General features: G+C 51.9%; 15 protein-coding genes. 12 read left to right on the forward strand and 3 right to left on the reverse strand.

Annotation, left to right across the window (positions count from 1 at the left end; genetic code table 11):
- Nucleotides 1-32 precede the first annotated feature (32 nt).
- The 6 genes from cyoA (at nucleotide 33) to ACLRGG_RS16410 (ending at nucleotide 6,334) form a co-directional block, all read left to right on the forward strand.
- The gene (gene cyoA / locus ACLRGG_RS16385) at nucleotides 33-959 is read left to right on the forward strand and encodes a cytochrome o ubiquinol oxidase subunit II (RefSeq protein ID WP_416250773.1); all 927 of its coding nucleotides are present in this window, start codon (nucleotides 33-35) and stop codon (nucleotides 957-959) included.
- Between the two features lie 4 nt (nucleotides 960-963).
- Entirely contained in the window at nucleotides 964-2,955 is a 1,992-nt protein-coding gene (cyoB, locus tag ACLRGG_RS16390; protein ID WP_416250774.1) for a cytochrome o ubiquinol oxidase subunit I, read from the forward strand.
- Nucleotides 2,945-3,559 (forward strand): cytochrome o ubiquinol oxidase subunit III, encoded by a 615-nt coding sequence (locus tag ACLRGG_RS16395; protein ID WP_067705245.1) that lies wholly within the window; start codon nucleotides 2,945-2,947, stop codon nucleotides 3,557-3,559. The genes cyoB and ACLRGG_RS16395 overlap by 11 nt, the downstream gene beginning before the upstream one ends.
- A complete protein-coding gene (locus ACLRGG_RS16400) occupies nucleotides 3,559-3,888 on the forward strand; it encodes a cytochrome o ubiquinol oxidase subunit IV (RefSeq protein WP_416250775.1) in 330 nt (109 codons plus the stop codon). The genes ACLRGG_RS16395 and ACLRGG_RS16400 overlap by 1 nt, the downstream gene beginning before the upstream one ends.
- A gap of 13 nt (nucleotides 3,889-3,901) precedes the next feature.
- The gene (cyoE, locus tag ACLRGG_RS16405; RefSeq protein WP_416250919.1) at nucleotides 3,902-4,789 is read left to right on the forward strand and encodes a heme o synthase; all 888 of its coding nucleotides are present in this window, start codon (nucleotides 3,902-3,904) and stop codon (nucleotides 4,787-4,789) included.
- Between the two features lie 180 nt (nucleotides 4,790-4,969).
- Complete coding sequence (locus ACLRGG_RS16410; protein ID WP_416250776.1) at nucleotides 4,970-6,334, forward strand: MFS transporter; 1,365 nt, start codon at nucleotides 4,970-4,972, stop codon at nucleotides 6,332-6,334.
- Between the two features lie 66 nt (nucleotides 6,335-6,400).
- Here ACLRGG_RS16410 and ACLRGG_RS16415 read toward each other — a convergent pair whose 3' ends face one another.
- Nucleotides 6,401-6,892: a YajQ family cyclic di-GMP-binding protein gene (locus tag ACLRGG_RS16415; RefSeq protein WP_416250777.1), complete on the reverse strand. Its 492-nt coding sequence runs from the start codon at nucleotides 6,890-6,892 to the stop codon at nucleotides 6,401-6,403.
- 185 nt (nucleotides 6,893-7,077) lie between these two features.
- Here ACLRGG_RS16415 and panE point away from each other — a divergent pair, with 185 nt between their 5' ends.
- On the forward strand, nucleotides 7,078-7,998 hold the full coding sequence (panE, locus tag ACLRGG_RS16420) for a 2-dehydropantoate 2-reductase (protein ID WP_416250778.1): 921 nt from the start codon (nucleotides 7,078-7,080) through the stop codon (nucleotides 7,996-7,998).
- A complete protein-coding gene (gene yajL, locus ACLRGG_RS16425) occupies nucleotides 7,952-8,557 on the forward strand; it encodes a protein deglycase YajL (RefSeq protein WP_416250779.1) in 606 nt (201 codons plus the stop codon). The genes panE and yajL overlap by 47 nt, the downstream gene beginning before the upstream one ends.
- Nucleotides 8,558-8,818: 261 nt before the next feature.
- Here yajL and ACLRGG_RS16430 read toward each other — a convergent pair whose 3' ends face one another.
- The gene (locus ACLRGG_RS16430) at nucleotides 8,819-9,616 is read right to left on the reverse strand and encodes a LysR family transcriptional regulator (protein WP_416250780.1); all 798 of its coding nucleotides are present in this window, start codon (nucleotides 9,614-9,616) and stop codon (nucleotides 8,819-8,821) included.
- A gap of 726 nt (nucleotides 9,617-10,342) precedes the next feature.
- On the opposite strand from ACLRGG_RS16430, the gene ACLRGG_RS16435 reads away from it, so the two are divergent.
- A complete protein-coding gene (locus ACLRGG_RS16435; protein WP_416250781.1) occupies nucleotides 10,343-10,882 on the forward strand; it encodes a DUF2514 family protein in 540 nt (179 codons plus the stop codon).
- 182 nt (nucleotides 10,883-11,064) lie between these two features.
- Here ACLRGG_RS16435 and thiI read toward each other — a convergent pair whose 3' ends face one another.
- Complete coding sequence (gene thiI, locus ACLRGG_RS16440; RefSeq protein WP_416250782.1) at nucleotides 11,065-12,513, reverse strand: tRNA uracil 4-sulfurtransferase ThiI; 1,449 nt, start codon at nucleotides 12,511-12,513, stop codon at nucleotides 11,065-11,067.
- Nucleotides 12,514-12,743: 230 nt separating this feature from the next.
- Between thiI and xseB the strand changes: the two genes are divergently transcribed.
- Genes xseB through dxs form a run of 3 tightly spaced genes read left to right on the forward strand, consistent with a single transcriptional unit; the run spans nucleotide 12,744 to nucleotide 15,770 of the window.
- Nucleotides 12,744-12,986, forward strand: a complete 243-nt coding sequence (gene xseB / locus ACLRGG_RS16445) for an exodeoxyribonuclease VII small subunit (protein WP_067705568.1) — start codon at nucleotides 12,744-12,746, stop codon at nucleotides 12,984-12,986.
- Entirely contained in the window at nucleotides 12,986-13,885 is a 900-nt protein-coding gene (ispA, locus tag ACLRGG_RS16450; RefSeq protein ID WP_416250783.1) for a (2E,6E)-farnesyl diphosphate synthase, read from the forward strand. The genes xseB and ispA overlap by 1 nt, the downstream gene beginning before the upstream one ends.
- A 19-nt stretch (nucleotides 13,886-13,904) precedes the next feature.
- The gene (dxs, locus tag ACLRGG_RS16455; RefSeq protein ID WP_416250784.1) at nucleotides 13,905-15,770 is read left to right on the forward strand and encodes a 1-deoxy-D-xylulose-5-phosphate synthase; all 1,866 of its coding nucleotides are present in this window, start codon (nucleotides 13,905-13,907) and stop codon (nucleotides 15,768-15,770) included.
- The last annotated feature ends 55 nt before the right edge of the window (nucleotides 15,771-15,825 follow it).

Below are 15,825 nucleotides of genomic sequence, written 5' to 3' on the forward strand. Positions count from 1 at the left end.
GACAATAGAGCCCTTGTCATTGAGGTCGTTAAATGAGACTCAGGAAATACAATAAAAGTTTGGGGATTTTGTCACTGTTTGCAGGCACTTTATTGTTAAGTGGCTGTGATAGTGCATTGTTAAATCCCAAAGGACAGATTGCAATGGACCAGCGTTCGCTGATTCTGACAGCTTTCGGCTTGATGATGATCGTCGTTATCCCTGCAGTCTTAATGGCCGTGGTGTTCGCCTGGAAATATCGGGCATCCAATACCAATGCAAAATACAGCCCTAACTGGTCACACTCTAACAAAGTGGAAGCCGTGGTCTGGACTATTCCCATTTTGATTATCGTCTTCCTTGGCGTGCTGACATGGAAATCCACCCATGCGCTGGACCCAAGTAAGCCGCTGGTTTCTGACGTGAAGCCTGTGGAGATCGATGTGGTTGCATTGGACTGGAAATGGCTGTTTATTTACCCGGAACAGGGTATTGCAACAGTTAACCAGATTGCCTTCCCGGCAAACACCCCTGTGAGCTTTAAGATTACATCTAACTCCGTTATGAACTCCTTCTTCATTCCTACCCTCGGTAGCCAGATTTACGCTATGGCGGGCATGCAGACTAAATTACATCTGATTGCGAATGAACCCGGCACGTTTGACGGTATCTCCTCTAACTTCAGTGGTCGCGGCTTCTCTGGTATGAAGTTCAAAGCGATCGCCACCCCTGACAATGCAACATTTGACCAGTGGGTAGCGAAAGCCAAACAGTCGCCAAACACCCTGATGACGATGGACGATTTCGACAAACTGGCTGCGCCAAGCGAAAATCATCCGGTTGAGTTCTTCTCGACGGCGAATCCTGAATTGTTCAAGCAGGTTATTGGCAAATTCAAGATGAACCACGGGAAAATGGACATGCCTGAACACGAAGGTATGGACATGAGCGAAGCCTCACACGCGGGAGCCGAGGAATAATACGATGTTGGGAAAATTAACCCTTGATGCAGTACCGTATCACGAGCCGATTATCGTGATTACGGTGGCCGCCATCATTCTTGGTGGTCTGGCCGTTGCAGGTGCAATCACTTACTTCGGTAAGTGGCAATACCTGTGGTCCGAATGGTTAACCTCTGTTGACCATAAAAAACTCGGTATCATGTACATCATCGTGGCATTCGTTATGCTGCTGCGCGGCTTTGCCGATGCGGTGATGATGCGTAGCCAGCAGGTGCTGGCCTCGGCAGGTGAAGCCGGATTCCTGCCACCTCATCACTACGACCAGATCTTCACCGCCCACGGCGTGATCATGATCTTCTTCGTAGCGATGCCGTTTGTTATTGGTCTGATGAACATTGCTGTTCCGCTTCAGATTGGTGCACGCGACGTGGCCTTCCCTTTCCTGAACAACCTGAGCTTCTGGTTTACGGCTGTGGGCGTGGTGCTGGTTAACCTGTCACTGGGTGTGGGCGAATTTGCTCAGACCGGCTGGCTGGCTTATCCGCCGCTCTCTGGCGCAGAATACAGTCCGGGGGTCGGCGTTGACTACTGGATATGGAGTCTGCAGCTGTCGGGGATTGGTACGACATTAACCGGGATTAACTTCTTCGTTACTATCCTGAAAATGCGTGCCCCTGGCATGACCATGTTCAAGATGCCGGTTTTCACCTGGGCGTCGCTTTGTACTAACGTTCTGATCATCGTCTCCTTCCCGGTTCTTACCGTGACGCTGGCGCTGCTGACGCTGGATCGCTACCTGGGCTTCCATTTCTTTACTAATGAAATGGGCGGCAACATGATGATGTACGTCAACCTGATTTGGGTTTGGGGCCATCCGGAAGTGTACATCCTGGTTCTGCCGGTCTTCGGTGTGTTCTCCGAAGTGGTTGCAACCTTCTCTAAAAAGCGTCTGTTTGGTTACACCTCACTGGTTTGGGCGACGATTGTTATCACCGTTCTCTCTTTTGTCGTGTGGCTGCACCACTTCTTCACCATGGGTGCCGGTGCGAACGTTAACGCCTTCTTCGGTATTATGACGATGATTATCGCCATTCCAACCGGTGTTAAAATCTTTAACTGGCTATTCACCATGTATCAGGGCCGCATTCAGATGCACTCTGCTATGTTGTGGACCGTTGGCTTCCTGGTCACCTTCTCCGTAGGCGGTATGACCGGTGTTCTGCTGGCGGTGCCGGGCGCAGACTTCGTACTGCACAACAGCCTGTTCCTGATTGCTCACTTCCATAACGTGATTATCGGTGGTGTGGTATTTGGTTGCTTCGCAGGTGTGACCTACTGGTTCCCGAAAGCCTTCGGCTTTACCCTGAACGAAAAATGGGGTATCCGCGCATTCTGGTTCTGGATCATCGGTTTCTTCGTTGCCTTTATGCCGCTGTACGCACTGGGCTTCATGGGTATGACGCGTCGTCTGTCTCAGGACATCGACCCACGCTTCCATCCGCTGCTGGTCGTTGCTGCCTTCGGTGCTGCCCTGATTGCCTGTGGCGTGATCTGCCAGGTAACTCAGTTCTGGGTATCGGTTCGTGACCGTGAACAGAACCGTGACCTGACTGGCGATCCATGGGGCGCGCGTACGCTGGAATGGTCAACGTCCTCACCACCACCGTTCTATAACTTTGCCGAAGTGCCTGTTATCCATGAGCGTGATGCGTTCTGGGAAATGAAGGAAAAAGGTGAAGCGTATAAACAGCCTGCTCACTACACTGAAATCCACATGCCGAAAAACAGCGGCGCTGGCGTGGTAATCGGTGCATTCAGCCTGGTGTTTGGTTTCTCCGCTATCTGGCACATCTGGTGGCTGGTAGGTTTATCGTTCCTCGGTATGATCTTAACCTGGATCATCAAAAGCTTTGACGAAGACGTGGATTACTACGTTCCCGTTGCCGAGATCGAAAAAATCGAGAATCAGCACTTTGACGAAATTAGCAAAGCAGGTCTGAAAAATGTCGACTGAAACTCTGACTAAACACCACGACGCCCATGCGGAGCATGGGCATCACGATGCAGGAGCCAATAAACTCTTTGGCTTCTGGATCTACCTGATGAGTGACTGCATTATCTTCGCAACGCTGTTTGCGACCTATGCAGTTATGGTCAACAGCACGGCTGGTGGCCCGGCAGGGAAAGATATCTTTGAGTTACCCTTCGTACTGGGCGAAACAGCACTGCTGCTGTTCAGCTCCATTACCTACGGGTTTGCCGTTATCAGCATGGAAAAAGGCACCAAAGCCACCGTTTTAGGTTGGCTGGCGCTGACTTTTCTGCTGGGTGCGGGCTTTATCTCAATGGAAATCTATGAGTTCCATCATCTGATCACCGAAGGCTTCGGTCCGCAGCGCAGTGGCTTCCTGTCAGCATTCTTTACGCTGGTAGGGACGCACGGTCTGCACGTGACGTCTGGTTTGATCTGGATGCTGGTGCTGATGTATCAGGTTGCCACTAAGGGCCTGACATCCACTAACCATACCCGTGTGATGTGCCTGAGCATGTTCTGGCACTTCCTTGACGTGGTCTGGATTTGTGTATTCACCATCGTTTATCTGCTGGGGGCCATGTAATGAGCAAGACATTAACCGATCATGGTACCTCCCACGGTAGCGTGAAGACCTACATGATCGGCTTTGTTCTGTCGATCATCCTGACTGCCATTCCTTTTTGGATGGTGATGCACGGCGGCGCGGCTAAAACCACTATTCTCGCCGTTGTGATTGTCACCGCAGTCATTCAGGTGCTGGTGCATCTCTATTACTTCCTGCACCTCAGTACCTCTACCGATCAACGTTGGAATCTGGTGGCGATTATCTTTTCCGCCGTCATTATTCTAATTGTTGTAGTGGGCTCTATATGGATTATGTGGAACCTCAATTACAACATGATGGTCCACTAAAGAGCTGCCTGTGATGATTAAGCAATACCTGCAAGTAACGAAACCAGGAATTATTTTCGGAAATTTAATTTCTGTGATCGGGGGATTCCTGCTGGCCTCTAAAGGCAGCATCGACTATGCCCTGTTTCTCTCCACCTTAGTCGGCGTCTCGCTGGTGGTCGCATCGGGTTGTGTTTACAACAACTTTATCGACCGTGACATCGACGTAAAAATGGAGAGAACCAGAAATCGAGTGCTGGTGAAAGGCCTCATTTCTCCGACAGTCTCTCTGGTTTATGCAACCGTTCTGGGTATTGCTGGATTCGCGTTGCTATATTTCGGAGCAAACCCGCTGGCCATGTGGCTGGCGGTGATGGGCTTTGTGGTTTATGTCGGCGTTTACAGCCTGTATATGAAGCGCAAATCCGTCTATGGCACCTTAATTGGCAGTCTCTCTGGCGCCGCGCCGCCGGTCATTGGCTACTGCGCGGTAACCAGCCATTTTGATGCAGGTGCGCTGATCCTTCTGGCTATCTTTAGCCTGTGGCAGATGCCGCACTCCTATGCGATTGCCATCTTCCGCTTTAAAGATTACCAGGCAGCGAATATCCCGGTTTTGCCGGTGGTAAAAGGCATTTCAGTAGCGAAAAATCATATTACGGTGTACATCATCGCCTTTATGGTTGCTACGCTAATGCTGACGCTGGTGGGTTATGCCGGCTACAAATATCTGATTGTGGCTGCTGCCGTCAGCGTGTGGTGGTTGGGGATGGCGCTTTCAGGCTACAAGACGCAGAACGATCGCGTCTGGGCTCGCAAGCTGTTTGTCTTCTCCATCGTCGCAATAACGGCACTCAGCGTGATGATGTCAGTCGACTTCATGACGCCGGCTTCAAAGGATCTGCTGACTTACGTCTGGTAACACTACTCCGATCGTCAGGGGCGTGACGATACCTGAAGTAACTGGCGCTGTATCTGCTACAGCGCTGACTACCCAGGGTATCGCGCGCCCTTTCTTTTTGTTACGACTTCGCATGAAGTATCGTTTTACCCGCCCTGCCCTGCCGCCTAAAATATGTCGACCAGATAAACTGAGGTAGTAATGAACGATAATAAAATGACGCCAGTCGAGCTGCGTGCGACATGGGGTTTAGGCACGGTATTTTCCCTGCGAATGCTGGGAATGTTTATGGTGTTACCCGTTCTGACCACGTACGGGATGGCACTCCAGGGAGCAAGCGAGGCACTGATTGGACTCGCTATCGGTATCTACGGTCTGGCTCAGGCCATTTTTCAAATCCCCTTCGGACTGCTGTCCGATCGCATCGGCCGCAAACCGTTAATCGTCGGTGGATTACTAATATTTGTCCTCGGTAGCGTGATTGCCGCCTGCACCACCTCCATTTGGGGCGTTATTTTAGGGCGCGCGCTACAGGGTTCCGGGGCTATCGCAGCAGCTGTTATGGCGCTACTTTCCGACCTCACCCGTGAGCAGAACCGAACCAAAGCGATGGCATTTATTGGCATCAGCTTCGGTGTTACCTTCGCCATTGCCATGGTGCTGGGACCGATTATCACGCACGAGCTGGGCCTGCATGCGCTGTTCTGGATGATCGCCCTGCTTGCCACCGGCGGCATTATCATCACCCTGCTGGTGGTCCCTTCCACCCCGGTGCATATTCTCAACCGTGAGTCGGGGATGGTTAAGGGGAGCTTTCGTGATGTGTTATCCAATAGTCGGCTGCTCAAGCTTAACTTTGGTATTTTATGTCTGCATATTCTACTGATGTCGAGCTTTGTCGCGCTGCCGGGCGAGTTTGAAGCGGCAGGATTTCCGGCTGAACAGCACTGGAAAGTCTATCTGGTGACGATGCTCATCGCCTTTTGTAGCGTGATCCCTTTTATTATTTATGCCGAAGTAAAGCGCCGTATGAAGCGGGTGTTTATCTGCTGTGTCGCGCTGATGCTGATTGCCGAAATTGTGCTGTGGGGCGCAGGCGCGCACTTCTGGACGCTGGTGGTAGGCGTACAGCTGTTCTTTATCGGATTCAATCTGATGGAAGCTATCCTCCCCTCGCTGGTCAGCAAAGAGTCCCCTCCTGGCTATAAAGGCACGGCGATGGGGCTGTATTCAACCAGCCAGTTTATCGGCGTAGCCATCGGTGGTAGCCTGGGTGGCTGGCTGTTTGGCCATTTTGATGCCCAGACGGTATTTCTTGTCGGCGCGATGGTGGCCGCAGTCTGGCTGTTAGTCAGCTGTACGATGAAAGAGCCACCTTATGTCAGTAGCCTGCGCATTATGCTGGGCGATCATCATCAGGACAGCGCAAAGCTGGAAAGGCGCTTAAAGGCCCAGCCCGGCGTCGCGGCGGTGTTTATTGTTCCGGAAGAGAAAAGCGCCTACGTAAAAATTGACAGCAAAGTGACCAGCCGCGTGGAGCTTGAAGCCCTGGTCGCCTCTGCCTGAAGGGATTGCTGATGTAAAAGAAATAGCGTATGCGGAGCGATTCTCCGCATACGAGCCCACGAAGGATTAGTCGCGGAAATTTTTAAACTGGAAGGGCTGGCCTAAACTACCGCCACGAACCAGCGCCATAGCGCTTTGCAGATCGTCGCGAGATTTGCCGTTTACCCGCACTTCTTCTCCCTGAATCTGCGACTGCACCTTTATCTTGCTGTCTTTAATCAGCTTAACAATCTTCTTCGCCACGTCTGTCGGGATGCCCTGCTTCATTTTGGCCTCTACGGTCCAGCTTTTGCCGCTGTGCTCAATTTCTTCCGGCACCTCCAGCGCGGCCCCTTCAATACCGCGCTTTAATAATTTCTCGCGCAGAATATCCACCAGCTGTTTAACCTGAAAGTCAGATTCGCTCAGCACCTTAATGGACTCGTTTTTCTCGTTAAGCTCGTAGCTGGCCGTGACATTACGGAAATCAAAGCGCGTTGAGATCTCACGGTTAGCATTCTCAACGGCATTTCGGACTTCCTGCATGTCAATTTCTGAAACGATATCGAAAGATGGCATGATGTATTCTCCTGAATCTAAAGTGACGTGCATAATACCCACTTCGCCACGGTAAAAAAACCACCGCTGTCGAAAGCTATACACGGGGGAGTTACACGCAGTGTGCCTGGTGGGAATTTTTGGCTTAGCTGACTGACTACCACAACCCAGCATCACTGAATACCATCCGCAGGCGGGGAGGATTAATGAAAATAACCGTATTGGGGTGCGGCGCGTTAGGGCAGATTTGGCTTGCCGCCCTCGACCAGCAGGGACATGAGGTGCAGGGATGGCTACGCGTACCGCAGTCTTACTGTTCTGTTGACGTTGTTACGCTTGCAGGGCAGACGATCGGTAAACGCTACCTTGCTAATGACGCCGCGTTTCTGTCAGAAAGCAGTCTGCTGCTGGTTACACTTAAAGCCTGGCAGGTTTCAGAAGCGGTTAAAAATTTACAGCCTGCGCTACGGGGATCGTGCCCAATCCTGCTGCTGCACAATGGCATGGGCACGCTGGAAGAGCTCAGTGCGCTACAACAACCGATCCTGCGGGGAGTAACGACTCATGCAGCCAAACGCGACGGCAGCAGGGTGATTCACGTGGCGTCTGGGGTGACGCATATTGGCCCCACGTCTCCCGAAACGGCAGAGTTTAGCGGCCTTGCCGAGATGCTACATCATGCCCTGCCCGACGTGGCCTGGCACAATAACGTGGCCTCTGCCGCCTGGCAAAAGCTGGCGATCAACTGCGTGATCAACCCGCTGGCGGTGCTGTACGACTGTACCAACGGTGAGCTGGCAAACTATGGCGACGAAATTACCGTCCTCTGCGATGAAATAGCCATGGTCATGGAGCGTGAAGGCCAGCACACCTCGAAAGCATCGCTGCTCGCCGTAGTGATGGATGTGATTCACAGCACGGCGGCAAATACCTGTTCCATGCTACAGGATATCCGGGCCGAACGTCGTACTGAGATTGAATACATTACCGGTTACATTATCCGTCGCGCCCGCGCACAGGGCCTGTCTACGCCACAAAACAGCCGACTTTATGAAGTAGTAAAACGAAAGGAGCAAAATTATGACCGCGAACGTATCGGTACTGGTCTGCCTGGCACCTGGCAGTGAGGAAACTGAAGCTGTTACCACCATTGATTTACTGGTACGCGGCGGTATTAGCGTCACCACCGCCAGCGTCACGGACGAGGGGAGCAAAGAAATTGTCTGCTCCCGCGGGGTGCGGCTACTGGCCGATGCCCCTTTAATAGCGGTTGCTGACAACGATTTTGCCGCTGTCGTTCTGCCGGGCGGCTTGCGCGGCGCTGAAGCGTTTCGCGACAGTCCCCTGCTTATCGAGACCGTTCGTCAGTTTCATCTTTCCGGGCGCATTGTCGCCGCCATTTGCGCGGCGCCTGGCACCGTACTTATTCCCCACAATCTGTTTCCGGTGGGTAATATGACCGGCTCGCCGGGTCGGAAGGCGACTATCCCTGAGGAGAAATGGGTGGATAAACGCGTTGTCTGGGACCCGCGAGTGAATTTACTGACCAGCCAGGGGCCGGGTACCACGATAGATTTTGCGCTGAAACTTATTGACCTGCTGGTCGGTAAGGATAAGGCACAGGAGGTGGCTGGACAACTGGTGCTGGCCGCTGGCATTTACGACTACCGCGACTCGGAAGCCTAAGCTTTCAGGCGAGGTCAAGCTGTCAGAGTAAGGCCAGGATTAGCTGGCCGGGAAACAGACAGGGTGAAAAAGGCGTAATCATCGTCTTAAAAATAACAGCCTCACCCTGAGGCACTGCTAACCTGAATCACCCCAGATGACATCAACCGCTGAGCTGCGATTGATAAAACGCAAGAGTAACAACCCTCTTCGCGGTGCTTAATCTTCTCTTTTCATTTTTATCACTCGGTGGTTTCATTAAGAAATGGCTATTGATATGCCTTAAAGCCCCACGATCTCATGGGATACGTAATCCAGCATAAGTTCAGAGCTGGGCATTTTTCTGGCCTGATTAATATAAATATAAAGCGAGAGTGAAAAGTTAAACGGCAGGATGGTTTCTGCATCAGGATTCGTGGCATTTACATTCAGCATAATGCACTCACCCTTTTTGAACTGCAGGAGCTGAAGATCCGCATTATCAATCTGTTTTATTTTACCTTCAAAACCCTCATTGCGCAGAACAAGAACGACGTTCTGAAACTCGTCGGTATCCAGCAAACTATGATCCACGACTAAATCCAGCTGCTTCCACCCTTCCCGTACGGAAGGCGTACAGCAGACGACGCAGGGAAGAATGAAGTGATGCAGTAAAAAATCCTCTGAACTCTGCATCTGGCAGAAAGAAACATAAACATCATCCTCCTGATAGATACGACTGGAAAATTTCACCCTGGGCATAGTGGACAGTTTTTTTATAAAGGGCTGCATGACATAACTGAAGAAGGAGGAATGTGTCAGTGATGATGAAATGGTAAACTGATGATTTTTGTTATCATTCAGTATCTCATTAAGCAGCGAATAGTGTGGCATCAGTTTTTTATAAAGCGCTTCTGCCGCAGGCGTAGGGATGGCTTTATTACGTTCGATGATAAATAACTTAACCCCAAGCCACTCCTCGGTGTTTTTTAACATTCGCGAGACGGGCGGCACGGTCAGGCAGAGCTGGTCGGCCGCCTGCTTAAGATTTTTCTGCCTGTATAATGTAATAAAAACCTGCATAGATTTACTTATAAACATGTGCCTGTCCTTTTATTCAGGGAGAAATGCCATTCAGATAAAATCCTGTTCGTTAGAGCCATTTATTCTAAACTAAAACATTCTTCACGTGTCCAAAAAGGTAAAGATAATAAGATCAAATGCAAAAAAAAAAATTCGTTAGCCATGGCACTGATAATTTTTATTCTTTGGTATTTACAGATTAAATAAAAACCCATCATAAATTCAGAGAAAAAATCATTTACTTCTTCAGTTAAAAATAAGGAAAAATTAAGTAACTTTCAGCTTTTTTACCAATCAATTTCTATTTTTTAAAAATCAATTTTTAAAAAAACATGTTCACTTCTTAATCGCATTATGTGGCGGAAAGTTATTACCAGTTCCAGTGAATGGTGAAGTAATCACTTAAAATCAGAGCATTAAATGTATGTGAGCTTATGCGAGCATGATGACAGTTGACCGCATACCAGCCTGTAAAAACCAGGGCCATAGCACAGCCAAAAAAAAGACATAATAAAAGGCCAGTGATTATTATTCTTTAGTCAATGCCCTAATAAAAAACACGCATTATTTTCAAAAATTACACAATGTGTTTTTTACATTAAAAAATAATTACTCCAGACAACCTCACCCCGACAACAAATCGTTATAATAAAAGTGCCTTCATGCCAGCAAAGCTTCATCACTGGAGTGACGCACGCTTCCGGCAATAGTGAATAACGGCATTGCTAAGTCAGAGGATTTAAAATGGCAATAATGAAAGCAATCAGCCTGGCCATTAATTACTGGAAACCTGTAGCTGTTATTTTATTATTCCTTGGCGTTGGCGCGGGAATTTATTACTCAGGTTTTCATGCCTCAGAGAGGGAGTGGACGGGTAAATGGCACGAGAGAGATCTGGCAGAGTTGCGGGCCAGGGCACAACAAGAGGGGGCAGAGCGCAGTAAAGAATTTGCCCGTCAAACTATCATCGGACAGGTAAACGAAAATGCCAGCAAACAGCTTGAACAGGCGCATGCTGAGACCGCTAATGCTAAGTCTTCTGTTGAGCAGTTGCAGCACACCATCAGTAAACTACGTCAGCAGCTTATCGCCGGTCACGCCCGCCAGAATGCCCCCGCTGCCGGAAAATGCCAGACAGAAGCCCGCTCCTCCCTTTTGCTTGCCCAGCTGCTCGAAGAATCTGTCGAGCGCAATAGAGCGTTGGCAAACTATGCTGACCAGTCAGCTATACGAGGCGCAGCCTGTGAAAGAATCTGGGACAAAATAGTAGAACAGACGCCTTAATACGGCGAGAACAATGTCGTATAGCCATTGAGGAGCAGTCTGGTTTCCGGCTCAGGAGGGGTTCGTGGCCATTGAGGGTACCCGCACGATCGCTGGCCCTGAACTGTTTTGTACTGCCTCAAAGGGACAAGCAGGAAGCGAACGCAGGACGGCTGCGTGATGCAGTCGTCCTCACTTTGGGGCTAAGGTCTGTAAACCTTCACATTGGTAAACCCTTGCTCATGCAGATAGAGCGCCTGCAGGCGGCTCATCACGCCGCGGTCGCAGTAAAGTAGCCAGGTTTTGCTCTGGTCGAGATCGCCAAACTGCGTGCTGAGTTTATAAAACGGCAGGCATTTAACCTCCGCGCCGTCCAGCATAAGGGGATGGCTGTCCTGCTCGTCGGGAGACCGGATATCCAGCACCACATCGTTGTTGCTAAATGAGATCACGGTTTCAACATCTACCACTTCCTGCTGGGTCTCTTCCGCAATTTGCCTGATATCAACGTTGGTTGCTTCAGCCACCACCCTGTCGAGAAGTGTGAAGTCAAAATTTTGTTCTTCGGCTTCAATTTTTGCTTTAACCGCCTTTACCGTCGGGCTTTTGGAGATGACGCCACAATACTCCGGCATGGTCCGGGCAAAATCCTCGGTACCAATTTCGCGGGCCAGATTGATTATGTGTTCCTTATCATGGGAAATCAGCGGACGCAGGATCAGCGTGTCTGAAGCATTATCAATCAGCCGCAGATTAGTCAGGGTTTGACTGGACACCTGGCCCAGCGCTTCACCCGTGACCAGCGCCTGAACGTCATAGCGCTCCGCTATCTTAGAGGCCGCACGAACCATCATGCGCTTAAGCACCACGCCCATCTGCCCATCCTCAACTTTTTCCAGAATTTCTCCGACTACTGGCTCAAAGTTGATGGCGACAAAGCGCACCTTATGCGAGCGACCATAGCGGTTCCACAAATAGTGCGCCACCTGACGGACACCGATTTCATGCGCCGCGCCGCCAAGATTAAAGAAGCAGTAATGCACCCGGCATCCGCGACGCATCAGCATATAGCTGGACACGCCGGAATCGAATCCTCCGGAGATCAGCGACAGCACATCTTCCTGCGTACCAATCGGGAAGCCACCGATGCCTTCATGCCGGGCGGTAATCAGCATCAGACGATCGTCTTCGATCTCCAGATTGACCGTTACCTGCGGATGGTTAAGCTTCACCTGCGCGGAAGCAACGTGCTGATTCAAACCTCCCCCCACGTAGCGCTCAACGTCCTGGGAGCTGAAATCATGCTTACCACGACGCTTAACGCGTACGGCAAAGGTCTTACCCTCCACGCGCTCACGGTTCAGCTCGAGGGTTTGCTCGAAAATATGGTGCATATCAGTCCAGGGGCGATCTTCAACCGACAACACGTGATGGATACCGGGGATACGGGTCAGCTCATCAATAATGACGGCGCGCCTGCTCTCATCCTTTGAGCGAACCTCGATATGGTCCCAGTGGCGAACGACGGCAAGCGTCTCATCGCTCTGTTTCAGCACGTTACGGATGTTCGTGGTCAAAATTTTAATAAATCGCAGGCGAACAGACTGACTTTTGATGGTAATTTCGGGGAACAGCTTAATGATAAACTTCATGGCGGCATGGGTTCGTTGGGCAATTAAGTGCAGAAAGCGTACGCACTTAGCTGATAAAATCATCGTATTGCAAAGCAGCTTGCGCCCTTTACATCCAGGACGGCAGTCTACCACATCCGTTGACCGACCGCTTCTTCATCCGTTAACAGGATCATTATTTTGCTAATCATTTCCAGTCGGCTAACATGAGCGACTTCCACGTCAACAAAACGACCGGGGCGAAAGCCATTATGCCAAAAAAAGCCGAACAGCCAGCCAGCTTTGAAACCTCGCTTACGCAGCTTGAACACATTGTCTCACGCCTTGAAAGCGGTGAGCTTCCACTGGAAGAGGCGCTGACCGAATTCGAGCGCGGCGTCCAGCTGGCGCGCGCGGGGCAGCAAACACTGCAACAGGCCGAACAGCGCGTGCAGATCCTGCTCAGTGATGATAAAGACGCCGAATTAACGCCTTTCACACCGGAAAATGACTGATGGATTTCGCTGCTCTTCTGACGGCGCACCACGCACGCGTTAATCAGGCGCTACAGCGCTTTATTTCGCCGCTGCCCTTTCAGAGTTCTCCTCTGGTGAATGCCATGGAATATGGTGCATTATTAGGCGGCAAGCGCATACGTCCTTTCCTGGTGTATGCAACGGGTGAAATGCTGCTGGCCAGCGGTGAGGCGCTGGACGCGCCTGCCGCGGCGATTGAGTGCATTCACGCCTATTCGCTTATCCACGACGACTTACCCGCTATGGATGACGACAGCCTGCGCCGTGGGCAGCCAACCTGCCATATTAAATTTGGTGAAGACACCGCTATTTTAGCGGGCGATGCCCTGCAAACGCTGGCCTTTACTATACTTGCCGATACGCCAATGCCGGGCGTCTCAGACGCGAACAGGATTGCCATGATTTCAGAACTTGCCCACGCCAGCGGCGTAGCCGGTATGTGCGGCGGCCAGGCGCTGGATTTAGCGGCTGAAGGTCAGCAAACAGATCTCGCGGCGCTGGAGCAAATACACCGCCATAAGACGGGCGCACTTATCCGCTCAGCCGTACGTCTCGGCGCACTGGCGGCCGGTGAGCGCGGCCGCCAGGTGCTGCCAGCGCTTGACCGCTACGCCAGCGCCATTGGCCTGGCATTCCAGGTGCAGGACGATATTCTGGATGTAGTCGGTGATACGGCCATCATTGGGAAACGTCAGGGGGCCGATCAGGACCTGGGCAAAAGTACCTACCCTGCGCTGATGGGACTGGACGGGGCGCGGCAGAAAGCGCAGGATCTCTATCAGGAATCTCTTAGCGCACTGGAGGTCCTGGCCGCGCAATCCTGTAATACCACCTCACTCAAGGCGCTGGCAAGTTACATAATTGAACGCGACAAATAACCTCTACAATGAGTCTCTGATGAGTTTTGATACTGCAAAATACCCGACGCTGGCGCTGGCCAGCTCGGTACAAGAATTACGTTCTCTGCCTAAAGAGAGCCTGCCAAAACTCTGTGACGAGCTGCGTCAGTACTTACTCAGCAGCGTCAGTCGTTCCAGCGGTCATTTTGCCTCCGGGCTGGGCGTGGTGGAATTAACCGTTGCATTGCATTACGTCTATAACACCCCTTTCGATCACCTCGTCTGGGACGTCGGTCATCAGGCCTATCCGCACAAAATTCTGACCGGACGCCGCGATCGCATCGGAACTATCCGCCAGAAAAATGGCCTGCACCCCTTCCCGTGGCGTGACGAAAGTGAGTATGACGTGCTTAACGTGGGTCACTCGTCCACATCGATCAGCGCCGGGCTGGGGATGGCCGTTGCCGCTGAGAAGGAAGGCAAAGGCCGTCGTACCGCCTGTATTATCGGCGATGGAGCGATTACCGCAGGCATGGCGTTTGAGGCGATGAACCACGCCGGGGACATTAAATCCGACCTGCTGGTGGTCCTTAACGACAATGAGATGTCCATTTCGGAGAACGTGGGTGCGCTCAACAACCGCCTGGCCCAAATCCTTTCCGGCAAGACCTATTCGCGCCTGCGTGAAGGCGGCAAGAAAGTGCTGGATGGCCTGCCGCCCATCAAAGAGCTGGTGAAGCGTACCGAGGAACATCTGAAAGGTATGGTGGTGCCCGGCACCCTGTTCGAGGAGCTGGGTTTCAACTATATTGGGCCGGTTGACGGGCATGACGTGCTGACGCTGGTACAAACGCTTAAAAACATGCGCGGCCTGAAAGGCCCGCAGTTTCTGCATATCATGACCAAAAAGGGGAAAGGCTACGCCCCGGCAGAAAAGGATCCGATCTCCTGGCATGCGGTGCCGAAATTCGATCCTGCCAGCGGCCTGCTGCCAAAAGTTGCAGAGGGTTTGCCGTCCTACTCTAAAGTTTTCGGTCAGTGGCTGAGCGAGACGGCAGCCGATGACGCTAAGCTTATGGCCGTAACGCCCGCCATGCGCGAAGGATCCGGCATGGTAAGCTTCTCGCGCGACTATCCTGCCCAGTATTTCGACGTGGCTATCGCCGAACAGCACGCCGTCACCTTTGCTGCAGGCCTGGCTATCGGCGGCTATAAGCCGGTTGTCGCTATTTACTCTACTTTCCTGCAGCGTGCCTATGACCAGCTGATCCATGACGTGGCGATCCAGAAGCTGCCCGTGCTATTCGCGATTGACCGTGGCGGCATTGTCGGCGCGGACGGGCAGACTCATCAGGGCGCATTCGATATCGCCTTTATGCGCTGCATCCCCAACATGGTGATCATGACGCCCAGCGATGAGAACGAATGTCGGCAGATGCTTTATACCGGCTATCACTACTCCCACGGGCCGAGCGCGGTGCGTTATCCGCGAGGAACCGGCACCGGTGCCGAGCTTAAGCCGCTCGCCTCGCTGCCGCTGGGTAAAGGCATTGTGAAGCGTGAAGGGGAAAAGCTGGCGATCCTTAATTTTGGCACGCTGTTGCCCGAGGCGGCGGCGGTCGCCGATAAGCTGAATGCCACGCTGGTAGATATGCGCTTTGTTAAGCCGCTGGATGAGTCGCTTATTGCTGAGCTGGCCGCCAGCCATGAGGCGCTGATTACCCTTGAAGAGGGCGCCATCAAGGGAGGGGCGGGCAGCGGGGTGATCGAAACCCTGATGGCACGCCGACTGCTGGTGCCGGTTCTGACGCTGGGTCTTCCCGATGAGTTTATTCCCCAGGGAACCCAGGACGAGATCCGTCATGATTATCAGCTGGATGCCGAGGGCATTGAGCAGCAAATCAGCCGCTGGCTGGCACAGTAAACCGCACGATGCTCCCCATCCGGGGAGCATCTGAACTGCTATGCTTATCGGAATA

Origin of the sequence: Erwinia sp. PPS120 (assembly GCF_047918655.1) — a bacterium.
GTDB classification, from domain to species: domain Bacteria; phylum Pseudomonadota; class Gammaproteobacteria; order Enterobacterales; family Enterobacteriaceae; genus Erwinia; species Erwinia tasmaniensis_A.

What these genes read in the sequence shown, in the direction of transcription:
- ACLRGG_RS16410 (WP_416250776.1), top strand. Translation starts at nt 4,970, where the DNA reads ATGAACGATAATAAAATGACGCCAGTCGAGCTGCGTGCGACATGGGGT.
- cyoE (WP_416250919.1), top strand. Translation starts at nt 3,902, where the DNA reads ATGATTAAGCAATACCTGCAAGTAACGAAACCAGGAATTATTTTCGGA.
- ACLRGG_RS16435 (WP_416250781.1), top strand. Translation starts at nt 10,343, where the DNA reads ATGGCAATAATGAAAGCAATCAGCCTGGCCATTAATTACTGGAAACCT.
- yajL (WP_416250779.1), top strand. Translation starts at nt 7,952, where the DNA reads ATGACCGCGAACGTATCGGTACTGGTCTGCCTGGCACCTGGCAGTGAG.
- xseB (WP_067705568.1), top strand. Translation starts at nt 12,744, where the DNA reads ATGCCAAAAAAAGCCGAACAGCCAGCCAGCTTTGAAACCTCGCTTACG.
- ACLRGG_RS16395 (WP_067705245.1), top strand. Translation starts at nt 2,945, where the DNA reads ATGTCGACTGAAACTCTGACTAAACACCACGACGCCCATGCGGAGCAT.
- ispA (WP_416250783.1), top strand. Translation starts at nt 12,986, where the DNA reads ATGGATTTCGCTGCTCTTCTGACGGCGCACCACGCACGCGTTAATCAG.
- panE (WP_416250778.1), top strand. Translation starts at nt 7,078, where the DNA reads ATGAAAATAACCGTATTGGGGTGCGGCGCGTTAGGGCAGATTTGGCTT.
- ACLRGG_RS16400 (WP_416250775.1), top strand. Translation starts at nt 3,559, where the DNA reads ATGAGCAAGACATTAACCGATCATGGTACCTCCCACGGTAGCGTGAAG.
- dxs (WP_416250784.1), top strand. Translation starts at nt 13,905, where the DNA reads ATGAGTTTTGATACTGCAAAATACCCGACGCTGGCGCTGGCCAGCTCG.
- cyoB (WP_416250774.1), top strand. Translation starts at nt 964, where the DNA reads ATGTTGGGAAAATTAACCCTTGATGCAGTACCGTATCACGAGCCGATT.
- thiI (WP_416250782.1), bottom strand. Translation starts at nt 12,513, where the DNA reads ATGAAGTTTATCATTAAGCTGTTCCCCGAAATTACCATCAAAAGTCAG.
- cyoA (WP_416250773.1), top strand. Translation starts at nt 33, where the DNA reads ATGAGACTCAGGAAATACAATAAAAGTTTGGGGATTTTGTCACTGTTT.
- ACLRGG_RS16430 (WP_416250780.1), bottom strand. Translation starts at nt 9,616, where the DNA reads ATGTTTATAAGTAAATCTATGCAGGTTTTTATTACATTATACAGGCAG.
- ACLRGG_RS16415 (WP_416250777.1), bottom strand. Translation starts at nt 6,892, where the DNA reads ATGCCATCTTTCGATATCGTTTCAGAAATTGACATGCAGGAAGTCCGA.